Annotated in this window: 13 protein-coding genes; all 13 read right to left on the bottom strand. The window is 74.8% G+C overall.

The features are described 5' to 3' along the window. Positions 1 to 10: 10 nt before the first annotated feature. Positions 11 to 1906 carry a non-ribosomal peptide synthetase gene (locus ACFVHI_RS12115; protein ID WP_380338266.1) on the bottom strand — a complete coding sequence of 632 codons (1896 nt, stop codon included), beginning with the start codon at positions 1904 to 1906 and terminating at the stop codon, positions 11 to 13. Then, positions 1903 to 2856 carry a 3-hydroxyacyl-CoA dehydrogenase family protein gene (locus tag ACFVHI_RS12110; protein ID WP_380338263.1) on the bottom strand — a complete coding sequence of 318 codons (954 nt, stop codon included), beginning with the start codon at positions 2854 to 2856 and terminating at the stop codon, positions 1903 to 1905. The genes ACFVHI_RS12115 and ACFVHI_RS12110 overlap by 4 nt, the downstream gene beginning before the upstream one ends. 35 nt (positions 2857 to 2891) lie before the next feature. Next, positions 2892 to 4082, bottom strand: coding sequence for an HAD-IIIC family phosphatase (locus ACFVHI_RS12105; RefSeq protein WP_380338260.1), 1191 nt, complete (start codon positions 4080 to 4082; stop codon positions 2892 to 2894). Beyond that, complete coding sequence (locus ACFVHI_RS12100; RefSeq protein ID WP_380338257.1) at positions 4079 to 5185, bottom strand: acyl-CoA dehydrogenase family protein; 1107 nt, start codon at positions 5183 to 5185, stop codon at positions 4079 to 4081. The genes ACFVHI_RS12105 and ACFVHI_RS12100 overlap by 4 nt, the downstream gene beginning before the upstream one ends. Before the next feature lie 58 nt (positions 5186 to 5243). Beyond that, positions 5244 to 5525, bottom strand: coding sequence for a phosphopantetheine-binding protein (locus tag ACFVHI_RS12095; RefSeq protein ID WP_079135959.1), 282 nt, complete (start codon positions 5523 to 5525; stop codon positions 5244 to 5246). Further along, positions 5522 to 6544, bottom strand: coding sequence for a 3-oxoacyl-[acyl-carrier-protein] synthase III C-terminal domain-containing protein (locus ACFVHI_RS12090; protein WP_063349716.1), 1023 nt, complete (start codon positions 6542 to 6544; stop codon positions 5522 to 5524). Before ACFVHI_RS12090 ends, ACFVHI_RS12095 begins: the two co-directional genes overlap by 4 nt. Before the next feature lie 105 nt (positions 6545 to 6649). Continuing rightward, positions 6650 to 8071: a PLP-dependent aminotransferase family protein gene (locus ACFVHI_RS12085; RefSeq protein ID WP_380338253.1), complete on the bottom strand. Its 1422-nt coding sequence runs from the start codon at positions 8069 to 8071 to the stop codon at positions 6650 to 6652. A gap of 80 nt (positions 8072 to 8151) precedes the next feature. Continuing rightward, positions 8152 to 9855, bottom strand: a complete 1704-nt coding sequence (locus ACFVHI_RS12080) for a 2-isopropylmalate synthase (protein WP_380338250.1) — start codon at positions 9853 to 9855, stop codon at positions 8152 to 8154. A gap of 54 nt (positions 9856 to 9909) precedes the next feature. Next, positions 9910 to 10404, bottom strand: coding sequence for a flavin reductase family protein (locus tag ACFVHI_RS12075; protein ID WP_244293482.1), 495 nt, complete (start codon positions 10402 to 10404; stop codon positions 9910 to 9912). A gap of 5 nt (positions 10405 to 10409) precedes the next feature. Continuing rightward, positions 10410 to 11672 (bottom strand): cation:proton antiporter, encoded by a 1263-nt coding sequence (locus tag ACFVHI_RS12070; protein WP_380338247.1) that lies wholly within the window; start codon positions 11670 to 11672, stop codon positions 10410 to 10412. Between the two features lie 30 nt (positions 11673 to 11702). Beyond that, on the bottom strand, positions 11703 to 13247 hold the full coding sequence (locus tag ACFVHI_RS12065) for a tryptophan halogenase family protein (RefSeq protein WP_079135958.1): 1545 nt from the start codon (positions 13245 to 13247) through the stop codon (positions 11703 to 11705). A gap of 261 nt (positions 13248 to 13508) precedes the next feature. Then, positions 13509 to 14282 (bottom strand): alpha/beta fold hydrolase, encoded by a 774-nt coding sequence (locus ACFVHI_RS12060; protein ID WP_363375474.1) that lies wholly within the window; start codon positions 14280 to 14282, stop codon positions 13509 to 13511. A 55-nt stretch (positions 14283 to 14337) separates the two neighbouring features. Then, positions 14338 to 18948, bottom strand: coding sequence for an amino acid adenylation domain-containing protein (locus tag ACFVHI_RS12055; RefSeq protein ID WP_380338243.1), 4611 nt, complete (start codon positions 18946 to 18948; stop codon positions 14338 to 14340). Between the last annotated feature and the right edge of the window lie 5 nt (positions 18949 to 18953).

Below are 18953 nucleotides of genomic sequence, written 5' to 3'. Positions count from 1 at the left end.
CTCCCGTTCGTCAGACTTCGTACGCGGCGTCGGGCCGGGCGCCGCCCGTGGGCGGTCCGGCCGCCGGGGCGACGGGCTCCCGGGTGGCGGCCTCCGGGGCGACAGCCTCCGAGGCGACGGCCGCTGCCTGCTCGGCGACGGTGCGCAGGTCGAAGAGCCGGCCGACGCGGACGGCGCCGGGCCAGCGGCCTTCGAGGCGCAGGTGGAGTTCGACGATCCGGTGCGAGTTGCCGCCGACGGCGAAGAAGTCGTCGTCCGGTCCGAAGTCGCCGTGCCCGAGGACCTCGGTCCAGTAGCGCGTCACGAGCTGCGGGGCCCCGTCCGCCTCGGCGGGCTCGTCACGTCCGCCGGGCTCGCCGGGGTCTTCGGCGAGCAGGGCGCGCAGCGCCTGGAGGTCGGTCTTGCCGGACGGCGCGAGCGGGAAGCCGGCCACCCGGACGAATCGCTCCGGCCGGGCCTGGCCGCCGAGCAGGGCGGTGCAGTGCGCCAGCAGTTCGGCGGTGTCCGGCGCGGGGGCGGCGGGGTCGGCGGGGAGCCAGCACGCGGCCAGCGCGGTGGCGCCGTCGGGGCCGGTCACGGCGAGGACGGCGGCCTGCCGGACGGCGGGGTGGCGCTCCAGCGCCGCTTCGACGGCCTCGCGTTCGACCCGGACGCCGCGCACCTTGAGCTGCCCGTCGGCCCGGCCGCGGAACACCAGCGCCCCGGTGGGGTCGGCGGAGGCGAGGTCCCCGGTGCGGTACATCCGGGCGCCGGGGGTGGTGGCGAAGGGGTTGGGGAGGAAGCGCAGCGCGGTGTCGGCCGGGCGCCCGGCGTAGCCCTCGGCGACCTGCGGCCCGGCCACGTACAGCTCGCCGGTCCGCCCGGGCCCGACCGGGGCGAGCCGCTCGTCCAGCAGGTGGATCCGGTTGCCCGGGGTGGACCGCCCGATCGGGACGGGGTCGAGCGACGCGGGCGTGACCGGCTGGGCGAGCACGGTGACGGTGGTCTCGGTGGCGCCGTACTCGTTGACCAGCCGGGTGCCGGGCAGGACGGCCCGGTGCCGCTCGGCCTGCGCGGCCGACAGCGCCTCCCCGCCGACGATCCACTGCCGCAGGTGGACGTCGGCGCCGGCCAGGTGGGGCAGCACCAGCAGGTGGAACGAGGGCGGGCCGACCGCCACCTCGACCCGGTGGCGGCGGATCAGCGCGGCGGCGGCCTCCGGGTCGGGCAGGGCCCGTTCGTCGGGCAGCACCGCCGTGCCGCCGCCGCAGAGCGTGTGGAACAGCATCAACAGCGGCGCGTCCCAGGAGAGCCGGGAGGCGGTGAAGGTGGTCGCGGCGGGGTCCTCGGCGCGGGAGGCGACCAGGTGGGCGAGCGCGCCGCGGGAGACCAGGACGGCCTTGGGCTCCCCGGTGGTCCCGGAGGTGGTGACGGCGTAGGCCGGTGCGGTCGGGGGCACCACGGCGTCCGACCGGCCGGCGGCCACGGCCGGAGCAGGGGCCGGTCCGCTCTCGGCCACCGCCGTGACGGGCTGCCCGCAGCCGGTCGTCAGCTCCCGCACGGCGGCGGGCGGGGTGGCCGGGTCGCCGTCGTCGTACACCAGGACGGCGCAGCCGCTGTCCCGCAGCAGGGCGCGCACCATCGCGGCGGGGCGATCGGGTTCCAGGACGCACCAGGCGGCGCCCAGCCGCAGCGCGGCCAGCATGCCGACGACGGTGCGCACGCCCTGGCGGCGGTGGATCAGGACGAGCCTGCCGGGGGCGACCCCGACGGCGGCCAGTCGATCGGCCAACGCCATGGTTTCGATGTCGAGTTGACGATACGTCAGACTCTGCCCGCCGACCGCCACGGCGGTCCGGTCGGGCAGCGTGCGGAACCGTTCCCGGATCAGGTCGAGTACGTCGGGGGCCGGACGGCCGGCGGTCACGGGCGGGTCCCGTAGGCGTGGAAGCCCAGCCCGGTCTTGCGGCCGAAGTGTCCGCGCCGCACCAGGTCGAGCAGCAGGTCGCAGGGCCGGAACCGTTCGTCGCCGGTGGTCTCCAGCAGGACGTCGAGGGTGTCCACGATGGTGTCGAGCCCGATCAGGTCCGCCGTGCGCAGCGGGCCCATGGCGTGGCCGAAGCACTCCTGGAAGATCAGGTCGACGGTCTCCGCGTCGGCCACGCCCTCCTGCACCCGGGCGGCCGCGTCGTTGACCATCGGCATCAGCACCCGGTTGGAGACGAAGCCCGGCGAGTCGCGGACGACGTGGGCGCGGCGGCCGACCCCGGCGAGCAGAGCGAGGGTGGTCTCCAGCGTCCGGGCGGTGGTGGCCGGGCCCCGCACCACCTCGACCGTCTCCTTGAGGTAGGCGGGGTTCATGAAGTGCGTGGCGAGCACCCGGTCGGCCCGGTCGGTGTAGGAGGCGAGCCGCTCGACCGGGATCGCCGAGGTGCAGGAGGCGAACACCGCGGCGGGGGCGCAGACCCGGTCGAGCTCCCGGAGCACCTGCTCCTTGACGGCCAGTCGCTCGGAGGCGCACTCCACCACGAAGCCGGCCGCCGCCAGCCGCCCGAACTCGTCCGTCCAGTCGACCAGTTCGACGGTCTCCGCCGCCGAGGGGCGGGCCTCGCCAGGGGCCCCGGCACCAGCCTCACCGGGGGCCGGACGGCGGCCGAGCAGCCGCGCGGCGCGCAGGCCGTCCCGCAGCCGGCCGGGGCCGGCGTCGAGGGCGGCCCGCTGCCGGTCGACCACCACCACGGGGTGCCCGGCCGCGGCGAAGACCTGGGCGACGGCGGTGCCCATCGTGCCGGCGCCGACGATCCCGACCGGGATCCGGTCGGTGCGGGCCGCCCGGGCCTCGCCTGCCTCGCGGTTCTGGGTGTCTTGCGGGTGCACGGTGTCCTTCCTGGTCACGACGGATTGCGGCCCGGTCACGGCCGGTTCCGGGCCTCGGGGGCCTCAAGGGTGGCAGGGGCGTTGGGCGCCTCGGGGGCCTCGGGAGCGGAGGGGGCCTCGGGGGTGATCAGCCACAGGTGGCCCAGCGGCGAGGGCGGCGGGGCGGCGGGCGGGTAGCCGAGCAGCAGCCGCCCCTCCCCCTCCTGGCCCACCACGGTGAACCCGGCGAACCGGAGGTTCACCAGCATCACCCGGTTGACGTCGGTGGGCACGAACTCGGCCAGCGGGCGGCGCCCTTCGGCGAGCGCCGCGCGCACGACGTGCCCGATCAGCGCCGGCCCGATGCCCCGGGACATCACCCGGCAGGACAGCAGGAGCAGCCGCAGCACCTCGGCCGGCCCGGCCGGGCCGTCACCCTCCCGGTGCCCGGTCCGCTCGCTCAGCGCGAGGCCGATGGTGCCGTAGTCGCCGAACCGGTCGGTCAGTTCGGCGACCAGCACCCGGTGGTCGGGCGAGTCGCACAGGGCGCGCAGCTCCGTCAGGCCGTAGGTCCGGCCGGTGGTGTTGAGCTGGTGGGTGCGGACGGTGAGCTCGTGGGCGCGGGCGAGGTCGTCCGGACCGGCCTGACGGATCGTCAATTCCAGCCCCAGGGAGGCGAGGAACTCCTCGGGGGTGCCCTGGTGATCCTCCCGGGCCTGGGTGCGGAGCGCCTCGCCGCGGTAGCGCAGCCGGCGTTCGCGGGCGTCGGCGGTGACGAACTCGGGCCGGAACTCCGGCAGTTCAGCCAGCTCGGCGACCTGCTCGGCCGGGTAGCAGCGCACCACGGGGTGGGCGGCAGCCACCTCGGCGCGCTCGACCGGGTCGTTGTCGACGAAGGCCACGGTGTCCAGCCCGATGCCGATGGCCTCGGCGATCCGGCGCACCGCGCCCGACTTGGGCCCCCAGCCGATCTCCAGCACGGTGAACAGCTCGTGCAACCCGAGCCGTTCCAGGTGCGCGGTGGCGACGGCCCGGTCGCTCCGGCTGGCGACGGCGTGCAGGACACCGCGCTCGTCCAGCGCCCGCAGGGCGGCGGTCGCGACGGGGAACGGCGCCGGGTCGTCGCCCTCCAGCACGGTGCCGTCCCAAAGAGTGTCGTCGAGGTCCCAGACCAGGACCTTGACGGTCGACTCCGCCCTGCTCTGCTCCGCCCCACTCCGCTGCGGCCCCGGTTGAGCCCCGGTCATCGGCGCACCCCCTGGCGCAACAGGCGGTCGGCGATGTGCAGTTCGGCGACCTGCGGGCTGCCCTCGATGATCTCCATCACCTTGGCGTCCCGGTAGAACCGGCCGGCCCGGACGCCGGGCTCGCAGCCCGCCGAGCCGAGGATCTGGACGGCCCGGTCGGCGACCGCCTTCGCGGCCCCGGCCGCCGCGTACTTGGCGACCACGGTCTCGGTGGCGGCGCCCAGCGGCGAGCCGGCCCGGGCCTCGGCGGCCCGCTCGGCCAGCGCCCGGGCGGCCGCCGTGTCGACGGCGGAGCGGGCGAGCAGCGAGCGCACCAGCTGGTGCCCGGCCAGCGGCACGCCGCCCTGGACCCGGTGCGCGGCGTGCTCGGCGGCGTCGGCCAGGCAGGCCTCCGCCATGCCGACGCAGCCCCAGGCCACCGTGAACCGGCCGTGGTCCAGCGCCACGGCGGCGGTGTGGGTCAGGCCCAGCCCGGGCGGCGCCACCAGGTTCTCCCGGGGCACCCGCACCCGGTCGAAGGTGAGGTGGGCGATCCGCGCGGCGCGCAGGCCGAGTTGGCCGCCGACGGGCTCGCGGACGATCCCGGGCCGGTCGGCCTCCACCAGGACGGCCGTCGGGCCGGCGTCGGTGCGCCCCAGCACCAGGAACACGTCGGCGCTCTGCCCGAAGGTCACCCAGCGCTTGGCGCCGGTGACGACCAGCCGTTCGCCGTCGTCCTCGATCCGCGTGCCGACCTCGGCGAGCGCGCTGCCGGCCTCCCGTTCGGTGGCGGCGAAGCCGGCGAGGCGTTCGCCGGAGGCCAGTGCGGGCAGCCACCGCGCGCGCTGCTCCTCGCCGCCCCAGCGCAGCAGCGCCGCGGCCGTCATGCCCTGGACGGTGAGCAGCGCGCGCAGGGCGCCGCAGACGCCGCCCAGGTGCGCGACGGCCTCGCCCAGCTGGGCCGGGGTGGCGCCGGCGCCGCCGTGGCGGGCGGGCAGGTCGAGGCCGAGCAGCCCGGCGGCGGCCACCGCGCGGACGGCCTCGTCGGGCAGCGCGCCCTGCTCGTCCCAGCGGGCGGCCTCGTCGCGGACGGCGGCGGCCAGGTCGGCCGCGGCGTCGACCACCGAAGTCCCCGGGGCCACCGAAGTCCCCGGGTCGGACGGGGCGGACGGCCGGGTCTCGCTAGCCGTGGGCGGCACAGCCGGCCCCCGTCTCCTCGCCCGTGCCCAGGCCGGCCCGCTTGCGCTCGACCAGCGCGGCGATCCGCTCGGCGGTGCGGAAGGAGTCCAGGTCGAGGTCGTCCACCTCGATCCGGATGTCGAACCGCTCCTCGACGAAGACCACCAGCTCCAGCGCGAACAGCGAGTCCGCGAGCCCCAGTGCGAAGTAGTCCTCGTCCGGCGCCACCGGCCGGCGCAGTGCGACGGTCAGGAACTCCCGTATCTCGATTGCCGTGTCGGTCACGCGGTGCTCTCCCAGGGTCCGATTTCCACCAGCAGCAGGTTCCAGGCCGCCACCGGGCTGACGTTGACCAGGACGACCCGGTCGCCCTCGGCCAGCCGCCCGTTCGCCAGCGCCGTCCAGAGGTTGAGGAAGACGTCGTTCGGCCCCAGGTGGCCGTACCGGGCCAGGTTCTCCCGGCACTCCGGCAGGAGGTCGACGCCCAGCGACTCCGCCAGGAAGCGCAGTCCGCCCGCCGAGAGGTTCTGGCTGGCGTAGCCGGCGACGTCGGCGCGGTCGAGGCCGTGCCGCTTGAGCAGCCGCTCCAGGAGCGCGGTGAGCCGGTTCCTGGTCTCCACCGCGAGCCGGAAGGAGTAGCCGGGCAGGTCCCGGCACTCCTCCTGCCAGCTCTCCCAGGGGCGGTCCCGGTAGTCCACCCGGAAGAGGTCCCAGTACGCGCCGTTGGTCTCCTGGACCAGGTCGAGCACCCGCACCGGGCCGGTGCGGGCGAGCAGCAGGGCCTGCCCGGCGTCCCCGTTGACGGTGACGGGGTGCCGGTAGCGGCCGGGGGTGGCCGGGGTGGAGGCGTGCGCGACCAGGACGTGCCGGACGTCGGGGTCGGCGGCGAGCAGTCCGCGGGCGGCGAGCAGGGCCGGGCCGAGCGAGACGCAGCCGAGGCCGCCGACGCCGAAGGTGACGGCCCGGTCGGCGCCGAGCCGGGCCTGGAGCCTGGTCGCCTCGGAGCTGAGCAGGGTCTCGGGGGCCCGGGAGTCGACGACGATCAGGGCGTCCAGGTCCTGGGCGGCGAGCCCGGCGCCGGCCAGCGCGCTGCGGGCCGCCCGCTCGGCCAGCCCGGTCGGGCCGAGCTCGCGGTCGACGGCCACGGTGTCGATGCCCAGGCCGGCCAGCGTGGTTCTGCGCTCGCCGGCCAGGCCCGCCAGTTCGGGCAGCTCGCCGACCGGCACCCGCTGCTCCGGCAGGTGCCAGGCCGCCTCGCGCACCGCGAGCGGCGCGGGGGCGCCACCCGTCCTCGTCGTCACCATGCCGTGTCCTCGACTCTCCGCTGTCTGTCCGCTGTCCGGCCGGGCGTCCGTCCGGGGTCTCTCGGTGCCGTCCCTGCCGCGTTCCGGGCAAAGCCGGGGCGCGGCTCAGGCACTGCGCAGGCAGCCGTCCGCCGCCGACTCGGCGTAGGCCTCCCCCAGTTCCCGCACCGCCTCGGCGACGCCGCTGCGGGGCACCCCGGCGTACCCCACCACCAGGGCCGGCCCGGACTGCCAGGACCGGTGGTGGTAGGAGCGGCCGCCGCGCACCAGCACCGAACGGCGCAGCGCCCGGGCGACCAGCGCCGCCTCGTCCACCCGGTGCGGGAGCTGGACGTAGGCGTGCAGGCCGGCGAAGGCGCCCACGATCCGGGCCCCGGGCAGCCGTCGCCGCACGGCCTCGTGGAAGACCTCGCGGCGGGCCCGCAGCCGTTCGCGCTGGCGCCGCAGGTGCCGGTCGAGTTCGCCGCCGTCCAGCAGTTCGGCGAACGCGTGCTGGGTGAACACGTCGCAGCCGAGGTCCCGTTGGGATCGGACCTCCTCCAGGCGGCGGCGCAGCCGGGGCGGGGCGACCAGCCAGCCCAGCCGCATCCCGGAGGCCAGCGACTTGCTCGCGGTGCCCGCGTAGAGCACCCGGGAGGGGGACAGCCGTTGCAGCGCGGTGGGCCGGCGGCCGTGGTCCAGCCAGAGGTCGCCGTCGTAGTCGTCCTCGATGATCCAGCCGTCCACGTCCTCCGCCCAGCGGACCAGGGCGGCCCGCCGATCCGCGCTGAGCACGGCGCCGGTGGGGAACTGGTGGGCGGGGGTGACCAGCACCGCGCGGGCGCCGGTGCGGGCGAGTGCGGCCACGTCGATGCCGTGCTCGTCGACCGGGACGGACGGGCAGTCCAGGCCCGACTCGACGATGAACTGGCGCTGCTGCGGGTGGCACGGGTCCTCGACGGCGAGCGCGCCGAGGCCGGTGCGGGGCAGCGTGGCGCAGACCAGGCCGAGCGTCTGGGCGAACCCGGAGACCACCATGACGTGCTCGGGGGTGGTGTGCACGCCGCGCGCCCGCCCGAGGTAGCGGGCGAGTTCGGCGCGCAGCGCCGGGACGCCGGACACCGGCGGGTACCCGAGGTCGCGCGGGCCGAGCCGGCGCGCGGCCCGCTGGTAGGCGGCCAGCCACTCGCGCTGGGGGAAGGCGGAGGCGTCGGCGCCGCCGGCCCGCAGGTCCCAGCGGATCACCGGGGCGGGGCGGGCGTCGCCGAGCAGGGTCGGCATCCGGGTGCCCCGGTCCAGGTGGGTGGCGACCCGGGTGCCCGATCCCCGGGTGGCCTCCAGGTAGCCGCCGGCGACGAGTTGCCCGTAGGCCTCGACGACGACGCTGCGGGACACCCGGAGGTCCTCGGCGAGCTGACGGCTCGACGGCAGCCGGGTGCCGGGGTGCAGCGCCCCCTCGGCGATCTCCCGCTTGATGCCGTCCCGGATCTGGGCGGTCAGCGGGAGCACGTCCTCCCGTGCCACGTCGATCAAGGTGTTCCAGGGCATGTTTGGCTCCTCCCTCCCCCGCCCACGGCGGCCCTGTTAAAGCCCTGCGGACCTGTTAAGCCCTGCCCGGCCCGCCGGCCCTAGCGGGCCTCGGACAGACCGGCCCGCTCGGTGTCCAGCAGCGCCCGCAGGCACGCGACCCGGACGGCCCGCCCGACGGCCGTGCCCTCCTCCTGGGCGATGCCGACCCCCCAGTAGGAGTGGGAGTCCACGACGATCTCGAAGGCGGCGGTGACCGCGTTCAGCGGTGCGCCCGCCCGCTCCACGACGAGGCCCTGGATGACGGCGTCGAGCCCGTAGCCGGCCACCGCCTCGGCGGTGGCCCCGCTCCAGCGGGTGTCGCCGGGCTCCGCCGCCAGCGGCTCCGGCTCCGGCAGGCCGGGCACGGTCTCGGTGCCCAGCGCCACGTACCGCTCGACGAAGTGCTCCCACAGCTGGTCGCCGGTGATCTCGCCGCCGATCTCCTCGCAGACCGCCTGCATCTCGGCGGCGAAGTCGATCTGGAGGCGGCGCGGCAGCTCGATGCCGTACTCGGTGCGCAGCAGGTGGGCGATGCCGCCCTTGCCGGACTGGGTGTTGATCCGGATCAGCGCCTGGTAGTCGCGGCCGATGTCGCGCGGGTCGATCGGCAGGTACGGCACGTCCCAGACCTCCTGCCCGGACTCCTCGCGGGCGCGCAGGCCCTTGGCGATGGCGTCCTGGTGGGAGCCGGCGAAGGAGGTGTAGACGAAGTCGCCGGCCCACGGGTGGCGGGCGGGGACGGGCATCTGGTTGCAGCTCTCGACGATGCGGCGGATGCCGTCGATGTCGCTCAGGTCCAGCATCGGGTCGACGCCCTGGGAGAACAGGTTCATGGCCAGGGTGACCAGGCAGACGTTGCCGGAGCGCTCGCCGTTGCCGAACAGGGTGCCCTCGACCCGGTCGGCCCCGGCGAGGACGGCGAGTTCGGCGGCGGCGACGCCGCTGCCGCGGTCGTTGTGCGGGTGCACGCTGAGGATGGTGCGCTCGCGGTGGAGCAGGTTGCGGTGGGTGTACTCGATCCGGTCGGCGAACTCCTGCGGCGGGAACACCTCGACGGTGGAGGGCAGGTTGATCCGCAGCGTGTGCGCGGCCCGCGGGGCCCAGAAGTCGAGGACGGCGTTGCAGAGTTCGAGCGCGTAGTCCGGCTCGGTCTGGGTGTAGGACTCCGGCGCGTACTGGAGGTAGATCTCCGTGCCGGGGATCGAGTCCTGGAGTTTGAGGGCCTGTTCGGCCCCGTCGAGCGCCATGGCGGTGGTCTGCCGGCGGTCCTTGCGGAAGACCAGGCGGCGCTGGACCTCCGAGGTCGGGTTGAAGATCTGGAGGACGGCGCGGGGCACGCCCTCCAGGGCCTTGACGGTGCGTTCGATGAAGTCGCCGCGGATCGGCGTCATGACCTGGACGACGACGTCGTCCGGGATCGCGCCGGTGTCGACGAGGTGGCGGAGGAAGGCGTGGTCGTCCTGCGAGGAGGTGGGGAAGCCGACCTCGATCTCCTTGAACCCCATGGCGACCAGCAGGTCGAACATCCGCCGCTTGCGGGTGATGTCCATGGGGTCGGTCAGGGCCTGGTTGCCGTCCCTCAGGTCGACGCTGCACCACAGCGGGGCCTGTTCCGCGCGGCGGCCCGGCCAGCCGCGGTCGGGCAGCCCGACCGCCTGGTACGGCTGGTACTTCCGGACCGGCATCGCGCTGTGGCGCTGGATGCCCTGGTCGCGGGCGGGTGTGCCCTGCGGCGTGTCCGCGTCGGTGGGTTGAGCGGTCATCTCTCCTCCACAACGGTGGTCTGGGCGTCTTGTGGGGACGCTCTGCTAGCTCTGCTAGGCGGGCCAGGAGCTGAACTGTCTCCTCCCGTAGAGCAGCGGCGACGCGTCGCTGAGCTCGGTGATCCGGATGACCTCGCCGAAGACCATCCGCTGGCCGCCGACGGGGACCAGCTGGCTGACCCGGCAGTCGGCCACCGCGTGGGCGTCGTGGACGAGGTGGGGTCCGCCGGCGCCGGGGGGCAGCCGCCAGGTGGTGGCGTCGAACCGGTCCGGGTCGCCGGAGGCGAACAGTTCGGCGGTGCCGCGGCCCTCGGCGTGCAGCAGGTTCACCGCGAACTGGCCGCTGCGCAGCACGGCCTTCAGGGTCGGGCTCTCCGCCCGCATGCCGACCAGCAGGGTGGGCGGTTCGACGGTGACGCTGCACAGGGCGGAGCAGGTCATGCCCCAGGGCCGGCCGGCGTCGTCCAGCGAGGTGACGATGGCGACGCCGCTCGGGAAGCCGGACATGAAGGTCCGGAAGTCGGAGGGGGTTGAGGTGACGAGTTCCACGTGATTCACCACTCGACTGGGTAGGGGACCGGCTCCGCGGTCCGGGGCGCGTCCACGCTCGCCGTGCGCCGGTCGATGACCCACAGCAGCGGGCCGCTGAGCACCGTCGTGAACAGGGCCATCACGACGAGGGCGAGGAAGAGCGCCGGGGTGAGGATCCCGGCCTGGTAACCCGTCTGGAGGACGGCGAGCTCGGTCAGGCCGCGGGCGTTGAGGAACACCGCGATCCGCATGCTCTCCACCGGGGGCCGGCCGGCCGCCCGCGCGCCGTAGTAGCTGCCGACCAGCTTGCCGAAGATCGCGAGCACCACCGACAGGACGACGGCCTGCCAGGAGAACACGCTGAGCGGCGCCGAGGCGAGGCCCATGCCGGTCACCGTGAACAGCAGCGGCAGCACGATCCGGCCCCAGCCGCCGACGGTGTGGGCGGCCCTGGTCCAGGGGCCCGCGCCGTCGTCGCCCGGCAGCGCCAGGGCGACCAGGACGGCGCCGAGCACGTCGGTGAGGCCCAGCCGCGAGGTGGTCAGCGCCGCGGCCACGGCCGCGGCGGCGGTCAGCCCGATCGGCACCGCCACCGGGATCCGCTCGGCCCAGGCCCGGGGCCCGGGCAGGGCCCCGGCCCGGCGGATCAGCCAGGCGCCCAGCAGGCCGACGACGAACACCAGGTACGGGGTGATCTTCCCGCCGCCGTGCGCCAGGCCGACCGCGATCGCCAGCAGCGACCAGGTGACGGCGTCGATGGAGACCGCGACCGCCATGCAGAGCCGGCCGATCGCGGTGTTGAGCATGCCGCGGTCGTCCAGGATGCCGGCCAGCACCGGGACGGCGGTGACCGCCAGCGCGATCGCCAGCATCAGGACCAGCACCCCGGCCGGGGCGCCGCCGCGCAGCGCCGGGGAGCCGTCGGCCAGCACCCACGCGGCGAACGCGACGCCGCAACCGAGCGGCAGCAGCAGCGAGCCCACGGCGGTCAGTGCGATGCTGCGCCCGCCCAGCCGGCTGCCGCCGGCCCGGATCTCGTGGACGGCGCCCACCAGGAAGAGCGCGAGGCCGAGGTGGCCCGCCTTCTCCAGGAGGGCCCCGCCGTCCATGGTGGCCGGCTTCCAGTGCCACTGGCTCGCCAGCAGCGCCCCGAGCAGGAGGCAGGCCATGATCTCGCCGACGATCTCCGGCTGCCGCAGCAGCTTCGCCAGCCGGCGTCCGAGCAGTGCCACGGGGACGAGCAGAGCGAGCGTCACCGCGGCCGGTACGTACGGAAGACTGTCCATGGTGCCTCCTTTCTCGGGGAGCCGAAGGGGTCAGTGCATCTGGGCGAGGTACTCGTACTGGCTGGGCAGGCGCTTCAGGAGCTCGGCGGACTGGTCGCTCAGCAGCTGGAACTCCTTCTCCGCGCGGCTGCCGTCCTGCAGGGCGAGTGCGGGCGGGGCCTTGAGCTCGATGCCGCCGAGGCCGAGCAGCATGGCCAGGTAGGAGTAGGACTCGAACCCGTGGAAGTGCGGGAAGATGGTGGCCTCCGTCGGAGGCTTGGCCTTCCACAGCTCGATCCGCTCGGCCAGGCCGTCGGGCATCACCCGGGTCTTGGCGTCCCGCCAGTAGGCGTTGTCCTCGCGGGCCGCGGCCTTGTAGTGCAGGACGAGGAACTCCCGTACGCCGTCGATGGTGTTGCCGACGATGCGGTTGTAGGAGCGGCGCAGCCCCGGGTCCCAGTTGGCGTCCGGGAAGTGCTTGACCAGTTCCTCGATGCCCTGCTGGATGAAGAAGATGCCGGTCGACTCCAGGGGCTCGACGAAGCCGCTGGACAGGCCGATGGCGACGCAGTTGTTGACCCAGGCGTTGCGGGTGCGGCCGATCCGCATCCTGATGTGGTTGGCCTCCAGGCCCTCCGACTCCGGGCCGACCTTGGCCCGCAGCGTGGCCTCGGCCTCCTCGGGCGTCGCGTACTCGTCGGAGTAGACGTAGCCGGTGCCGATGCGGCCGAACAGCGGGATGGTCCAGATCCAGCCGGCGTCCGAGGCGGTGGCGGTGGTGCAGGGGCGCAGGCCGCGCTTCTCCATGTCGACCGGGACGCGCAGCGCCACCGCGCGGTTGTTGGGCAGGGTGTCCTGGAAGGAGTTGAACGGCTCCTCCAGGGTCTGGTTGATCAGCAGGCCGCGGAAGCCGGTGCAGTCGATGAAGAGGTCGCCCTCGATCAGGCCGTGCTCCTTGGTGCGCACGCCGCTGATCCAGCCGCGGTCGTCCTGGACGACCTCGACGACGTCGTCCTCGATGTGCTTGGCGCCGCGCTCGGTGGCGTACCCGGAGAGGAAGTCGGCGAGCAGCGAGGCGTCGAACTGGTAGGCGTACGGGAACTGGGTGTCCTGCTCCGTGAGGGTGTCGCGCTCGGTCGTGTTGCCGCCCTCCTTGAAGTCCTGCTCGAAGAGGGTGCCGTCGAGGTAGCGCGGGGACTTCTCGGCGTCGCAGATCGCGGCCATCAGGAACACGTCCTGATCGAAGCGGTCGCCGGAGCGGCTGTTCAGCCACCAGTCGGTGAGCGGCAGGCCGTCGACGACCCGGAGGCGCTCGAAGGGGTGGTAGAAGTAGTGGCCCTTGCGCCGCCAGTTCTCGAATCGGATGCCCAGCTTGTAGGTGGCATTGCACTTGGGCATCCAGACGTGCTCCGGCAGGCCCAGGTAGTTGAAGAAATGCCGGACGGTGCTGAAGGTCGCCTCGCCGACCCCGATGGACTTGATTCGCTTGGATTCCACCAGCGTGACGGAAATGCGATCGCCGAATGCGGCGCGCAGGTACGAGGCGGTCATCCAACCGGATGTCCCACCACCGACGATGACGACGTTGCCCAGCATTCCTGACCCTCTCAGCCGGTCGTTCAACCCGGAGCCCCGGGCTGTCCCATGGCTCGAAATCCTGCGGCAGCGGAGCCTCCGGAAAACAGGCTTTTAAGCCTCAGCGGAAACACGCACTCCAGCGCGTCCCGGCCTTCGCCGGGTGTTTTCCGGCATGCCGAACAGATGACACCCGATGGTTGGGGGTGCCATCTGTTCGGCGGAACTCGCCGGAATTCGGCGGGGGTTCGGCAGTGGCTGAGCCTGACCGGCAGGGCCGGCTCAGCCACCGTCCAGCAGGTAGTCGTGCAGCAGGGAGATGACCCGGGCCCGCTGCGCGGTCAGGTAGAAGTGCCCGCCGGGCAGCACGTGGAACGCGAACTCCTTGCCGGCCAGCGCCTCCCAGCCGCGGGCCCGCTCGACGCTCACCGTGACGTCGGAGTCCCCGGTGAGCACCACGACCCCGCAGTCCACCGGGCGCAGCGCGGTGGGCCGGTAGGAGTCGATCAGCAGGTAGTCGTTGCGCAGGATCGGCAGCACCATCTCCCGGATGTCCGGGTCGTCGAAGATCGACATCTGGGTCCCGCCGTGGCCCGCGACCGTGGCGAGGAGCTCGTCGTCGCCGCGGGGCAGGGCCGGCGCCCGCCCGGCCGGTCCGTCGCCGGAGCCGGCCGGCGCCTGCGGCGGCGGGTAGCCGGAGAGCACCAGCCGGGCCACCGGCAGGCCCTGCGCGTGCAGGGACTGCACGGTCTCGTACGCGAGCAGCGCGCCCATGCTGTGGCCGAAGACGACCGTCTCGACACCGGGGCGGTCGGTCTCCAGCAGCGCCTGCGTCAGCTGGGCCACCAGGGTCGCGGCGTCCTGGACGAAGGGGTCCTCGATCCGCTCCTCCCGCCCCGGGTACTGGACGAGCTGGAGTTCGACGGCCGCCGAGAGGTGGTTGGCCCAGGGCCGGTAGAAGCCCGCGCTGCCGCCGGCGTGCGGCAGGCAGACCAGTCGCCGGGTCGCCTCCGGGCGCGGCCGGGGGATCACCAGCCAGGGTTGGTCGTCGTTCAAACGGTCACTTCCTTCCGTCGGCCCCGCGGGGCCGTGTCCGTACCGGCCCGGCCGGTCATCCGCAGGCCCGGACGATCTCGCGCAGGGCCTCGTGCATGCGCTGGAGCAGGGCGGTGGCCGCCGCCTCGTCGAACCGGCCGCCCGCGTACACGCAGGACAGCTCCATCCGGCCGCCCTCGACCGCGGCGGCGACGTCCAGCTCGTAGGTGCGGGTCTCGCCCGGCTCGTGGTCGCCGCCGCCGTGGTCCAGGTGGCGCAGGATCAGCCGGTCCCCCTCGGGCAGCTGGTTGTCCCACTGGCCGAGGTAGTTGAAGCCGATCCGGGCCCTGGGCGCGGGGACCAGCAGGTCCTCCCGGGCCTCGGCGGCCGCCGCCAGCCGCAGGACGCCGTGGCCGATGCCGCGGCGCGGGACGGCCCGCAGCCGGCGCTTGGCCACCCGTACGGCGGCGGTCGGCGCCAGCTCCGCGGGCACGTCGAGCAGCACCGGGTAGATCGTGGTGAACCAGCCGACGGTGCGGGACAGGTCGACGCCGTCCAGGATCTCCTCGCGGCCGTGCCCCTCCAGGTCGATCACGGTGCCGCCGTCGCCGGCGTGGCCCTGGGCGGCGAGCGCCTGGGCGAGGGCGGTCAGCAGCACCTCGTGGACCTGCGCGCGCAGCACGCCGGGCACCCGGCGCAGCAGCGCCTCCGTCTCGTCCCCGGTCAGGGTGTGCCGCGCGGTGCGGCGGTCGCCGAACAGGCCGGTGTCCAGGGGCTCCCCGGCGGGCTCGGGCAGCGACCGCCAGTGCGCCAGCTCGTCGTCGAAGCCGCCGGTCAGGGCGTGCTCGCGCAGTCGGCGGGACCACTGGCCGAAGGAGGTGGAACGCGCGGCGGGCCTCGCGGGCCGGCCGGCCGCCAGGTCGGCGTAGGCGGAGCGCAGGTCGTCGAGCAGGATGCGCCAGGAGACGCCGTCGACCACCAGGTGGTGCGCGGTGAGGAACAGCCGGGCCGGGCGGTCCGGCCCCAGGTCGGCCAGGACGGCGCGCAGCAGCGGCCCGTCGGCCAGCCGCAGGCCGCTCTGGGCCTGCCGGAACGCCTCGGTGGCGCGCTCCTCGGCGTCCGGCGCCCCGGCGAGGTCGAGCCGCTGGAAGTCCCAGCAGCCGTCGGCCTCGGCCGCCACCTCCTGGGACCAGGCGCCCTCGGCGTCGCGGGTGTAGCGGGCGCGCAGCATGTCGTGCTGCCCGACCAGCGCGGCCAGGGCGGCGCGCAGGGCCTCGGTGTCGGCGCCCGGGACGAGTTCGAACAGCAGCGACTGGTTGAAGTGGCCCGGGTTGACGGTGTGGTGCTCGAAGAACCACTGCTGCACGGCGGTCAGCGGCACGGGCCCGGTGGCGTACGGGTCCTCCTCCGCCGGCCCGCTCTCCCCCGTCCCGGCGGCCTTGGCGAGCGCGGCGACGGTCTTGTGCTGGAAGAGGTCCCGGGCGGTGAAGTGCAGGCCCTCCTGGCGGGCCCGGGCGACCACCTGGGTGGAGAGGATGGAGTCGCCGCCGAGCAGGAAGAAGTCGTCCTCGGCGCCCACGTCCTCGATGCCCAGCACCGAGCGGAACACCTCGGCCAGCGCGGTCTCCACCGGGCCCTTCGGCGGGGTGGAGACCCTGGTCAGGGCCTCCCGGGCGTCCGGCAGGGCGTCCCGGTCGACCTTGCCGTTGGTGGTGAGCGGCATCGCGTCCATCGGGATCAGCGCGGCCGGCACCATGAAGGCGGGCAGTTCCTCGGTCAGGGCCTCGCGGACCTCGCGGACCGCCTCGCCCCGGTCGCGGCCGGGCGCGGCGACCAGGTAGCCGACGAGCTGCTTGCCGCGGTCGCTCTCGCGGACCACCACGGCGGCCTGGTCGACCGCGGGGTGACGCTGCATGGCCGACTCGATCTCGCCGGGCTCGACCCGGAAGCCGCGGATCTTGACCTGGTCGTCGGCCCGGCCGCGGAAGTCGATCCGCCCGTCGGGCAGCCAGGCGCCGAGGTCGCCGGTGCGGTAGAGCCGGGCCCCGGGGTCGTCCGCGAAGGGGTGCGGGACGAACCGCTGCTCGGTCAGCTCCGGGCGGCCCAGGTAGCCCTGGGCGACGCCGCGGCCGCCGAGGTGGATCTCGCCGGTGACGGCGGGCGGCACCGGGTTGCCGTGCGGGTCCAGCAGGTAGACCTCGGTGTTGGGCAGCGGCCGGCCGATCGACAGCCGGCTGCCGGCCTCCTCGTCCTGGACCTCGAACATGGTGGCGCCGACGGTGTTCTCGGTCGGGCCGTAGCCGTTGATGAAGCGGTGTACCCGCGACCACTTGCGGGCCAGGCCGACCGGGCAGCGGTCGCCGACGGCGAGCACCACCGAGCCGGCGGGCAGCGCCTCGGGCTCGACCGCCGCGAGGGCCGCGGGCGGCAGCGCGAGGACGGTGGGCCGGCCTCCCGCCATGGCGCGCAGCTGCTCGCTGCCCAGCGCCTCGGACTCGTTCGCCGGGAGGGCGAGCGCCGCGCCGGAGACGAGGGCGAGGAAGGTCTCCCAGACCGCGCCGTCGAAGCTGGGCGAGGAGAGCTGGGTCACCGTGTTCTCGGGGCCGGTGCCGACGATCAGCCGGGAGGCGTTGACGACGTTGGTCAGGCCGCCGTGACCCAGCAGCACGCCCTTGGGCGTCCCGGTGGAGCCGGAGGTGTAGACGATGTAGGCGAGCGCGTCCGGCCCCACCCGGTCGCCCTCGGGCACCGGTCCGGTGTGCGCGTCGAGCTGCGGGCGCAGGTCCTCCAGGATCAGCGGCTCGGCGGCGGACTCGCCCGCGTCGGCGGCCAGCGCGCGTTCGGTGAAGACGAACCGGGCGCCGGTCTCGGCCAGCATCAGCTCCCGGCGGGCGGCCGGGAAGCGCGGGTTCAGCGGCAGGAAGGCGGCGCCGGCCTTGAGCACCGCGAGGGTGGCGGCCACCTGGTCGGGGCCGCGCTCGCAGCACACGCCGACGACGTCGCCGGGGCGGGTGCCGCGGGAGCGCAGCAGCTCGGCCAACAGCCCGGCCCGGCGGTCGAGTTCGGCGTAGCTGAGGCGCTCGTCGCCGCGCACCACCGCGAGGCCGTCGGGGCGTTCGGCGGCCCGCTTGGCCACCAGCAGGTGCACCGGGTCCTGTTCGGGGAAGGCCACCGGGTTGCGGGCCCAGTCCACGGTGAGCCGGTTGTGCTGCTTCGGGTCGAGCAGGTCGAGCCGGCCCAGCTCCTGGTCGGGGTCGGCGGCGATCGAGCCGAGCAGGGTGGTCAGGTGGCCGGCGAAGCGGCGCACCGTGGCCTCGTCGTACAGGTCGGTGCTGTACTCCAGGGCGGACCAGAGGCTGCCGTCGGGGCGCTCCTCGAAGGCCACCACGAGGTCGAAGCCGGTGCTCGCCTGCGGCAGGGCGAGCTGCTCCATGGTCAGCCCGGGCAGGTCGAGGGTCGCCTCGGGGGCGTTCTGCAGGACGATGAGCACCTGGGCGAGCGGCATCCGGCTGGGGTCGCGCTCAGGCTGGACGGCGTCCACCACCCGCTCGAACGGGACCTCCGCGTGGTCGAAGCCGGCCAGCACGGTGTCGCGGACCTGGCCCAGGAAGTCCCGGAAGCCCAGGCCCGGCTCGATCCGGGCGCGCAGCACCAGGGTGTTGAGGAACAGGCCGACCAGGTCGGCGAGTTCGGGCTCGTCACGGCCGGCCACCGGGGTGCCGATCGCGACGTCCTCCTGCCGGGAGAGCCGGGCCAGCAACAGCTGGGTGGCCGCGGTGAGCGTCATGAACAGCGTCGCCGCGGCGGACTCGGTGAGCTCGCGCAGCCCGGCGACGGTCTCCGCCGGGACGCTGAACTCGTGGAAGGCGCCCGCCCCGGTGGGCACGGCGGGGCGCTGCCGGTCGGTCGGCAGCTCCAGCACGGGGACGCCGTCGAGCTGCTCGCGCCAGTAGTCGAGCTGCTCGTCGAGCCGCCCGCCGGAGGCCCGCTCGCGCTGCCACACCGAGTAGTCCGCGTACTGCGGCCCCGTCGCGGGCAGGTCGGGTTCGCGCCCCTGGAGCGCGGCCGCGTAGTACTGGCCCAGCTCGCGGGTGACGATCGACAGCGACCAGCCGTCGTGCGCGATGTGGTGGATGCTCAGGACGAGCACGTGCTCGCGGTCGGAGAGCCGGACGAGGAGGGTCCGCAGCACCGGGCCGGTGCGCAGGTCGAAGGGCCGGCCGGCCTCCTCGCGGACCAGTCGCAGCAGTTCCGCCTCCCGCTCCTCGGGCGTCCCGCCGCCGGCCTCCACGACCGGCAGCGGGATGTCCACGCTCGGGTGCGGGACCTGCACCGGGACGCCGTCCACCTGGTCGTAGGTGGTGCGCAGCGCCTCGTGCCGGTCGACGACGGCGGCCAGCGCGCCCTGCAGCGCGGCGCGGTCGAGGTCGCCGCGCAGCCGCAGCGCGAAGGAGGAGTTGTAGCCGACCGACTCCGGGTCGAACTCGTACAGGAACCACATCCGCTGCTGGGCGAAGGACATCGGCAGCGGGCGGTCGCGGTCGGCGGGGCGCAGCGCGGTGCTCGCGGCGGCCTCGGGGGCGGGCGTCTCGGTGCCCGCCAGGCGGTCCCGCAGCAGGGCCCGCAGGTGCTCGGGCAGGGCCGCTATGCGGTCCTCGCGGGACGTGGACGTCTGGGTTTCACTCATGTCGG

Origin of the sequence: Kitasatospora sp. NPDC127121, assembly GCF_042677305.1 — a bacterium.
Classification (GTDB): Bacteria; Actinomycetota; Actinomycetes; order Streptomycetales; family Streptomycetaceae; genus Kitasatospora.
Note: the sequence above shows the minus strand (reverse complement) of the source record. Positions and strands in the feature narration are given on the sequence as shown.

Bases quoted from the DNA above. Each gene is read 5' to 3' on its own strand.
- ACFVHI_RS12070 (WP_380338247.1), bottom strand. From the start codon at position 11,672: ATGGACAGTCTTCCGTACGTACCGGCCGCGGTGACGCTCGCTCTGCTC.
- ACFVHI_RS12105 (WP_380338260.1), bottom strand. From the start codon at position 4,082: ATGACCGGGGCTCAACCGGGGCCGCAGCGGAGTGGGGCGGAGCAGAGC.
- ACFVHI_RS12055 (WP_380338243.1), bottom strand. From the start codon at position 18,948: ATGAGTGAAACCCAGACGTCCACGTCCCGCGAGGACCGCATAGCGGCC.
- ACFVHI_RS12085 (WP_380338253.1), bottom strand. From the start codon at position 8,071: ATGCCCTGGAACACCTTGATCGACGTGGCACGGGAGGACGTGCTCCCG.
- ACFVHI_RS12090 (WP_063349716.1), bottom strand. From the start codon at position 6,544: ATGGTGACGACGAGGACGGGTGGCGCCCCCGCGCCGCTCGCGGTGCGC.
- ACFVHI_RS12065 (WP_079135958.1), bottom strand. From the start codon at position 13,247: ATGCTGGGCAACGTCGTCATCGTCGGTGGTGGGACATCCGGTTGGATG.
- ACFVHI_RS12080 (WP_380338250.1), bottom strand. From the start codon at position 9,855: ATGACCGCTCAACCCACCGACGCGGACACGCCGCAGGGCACACCCGCC.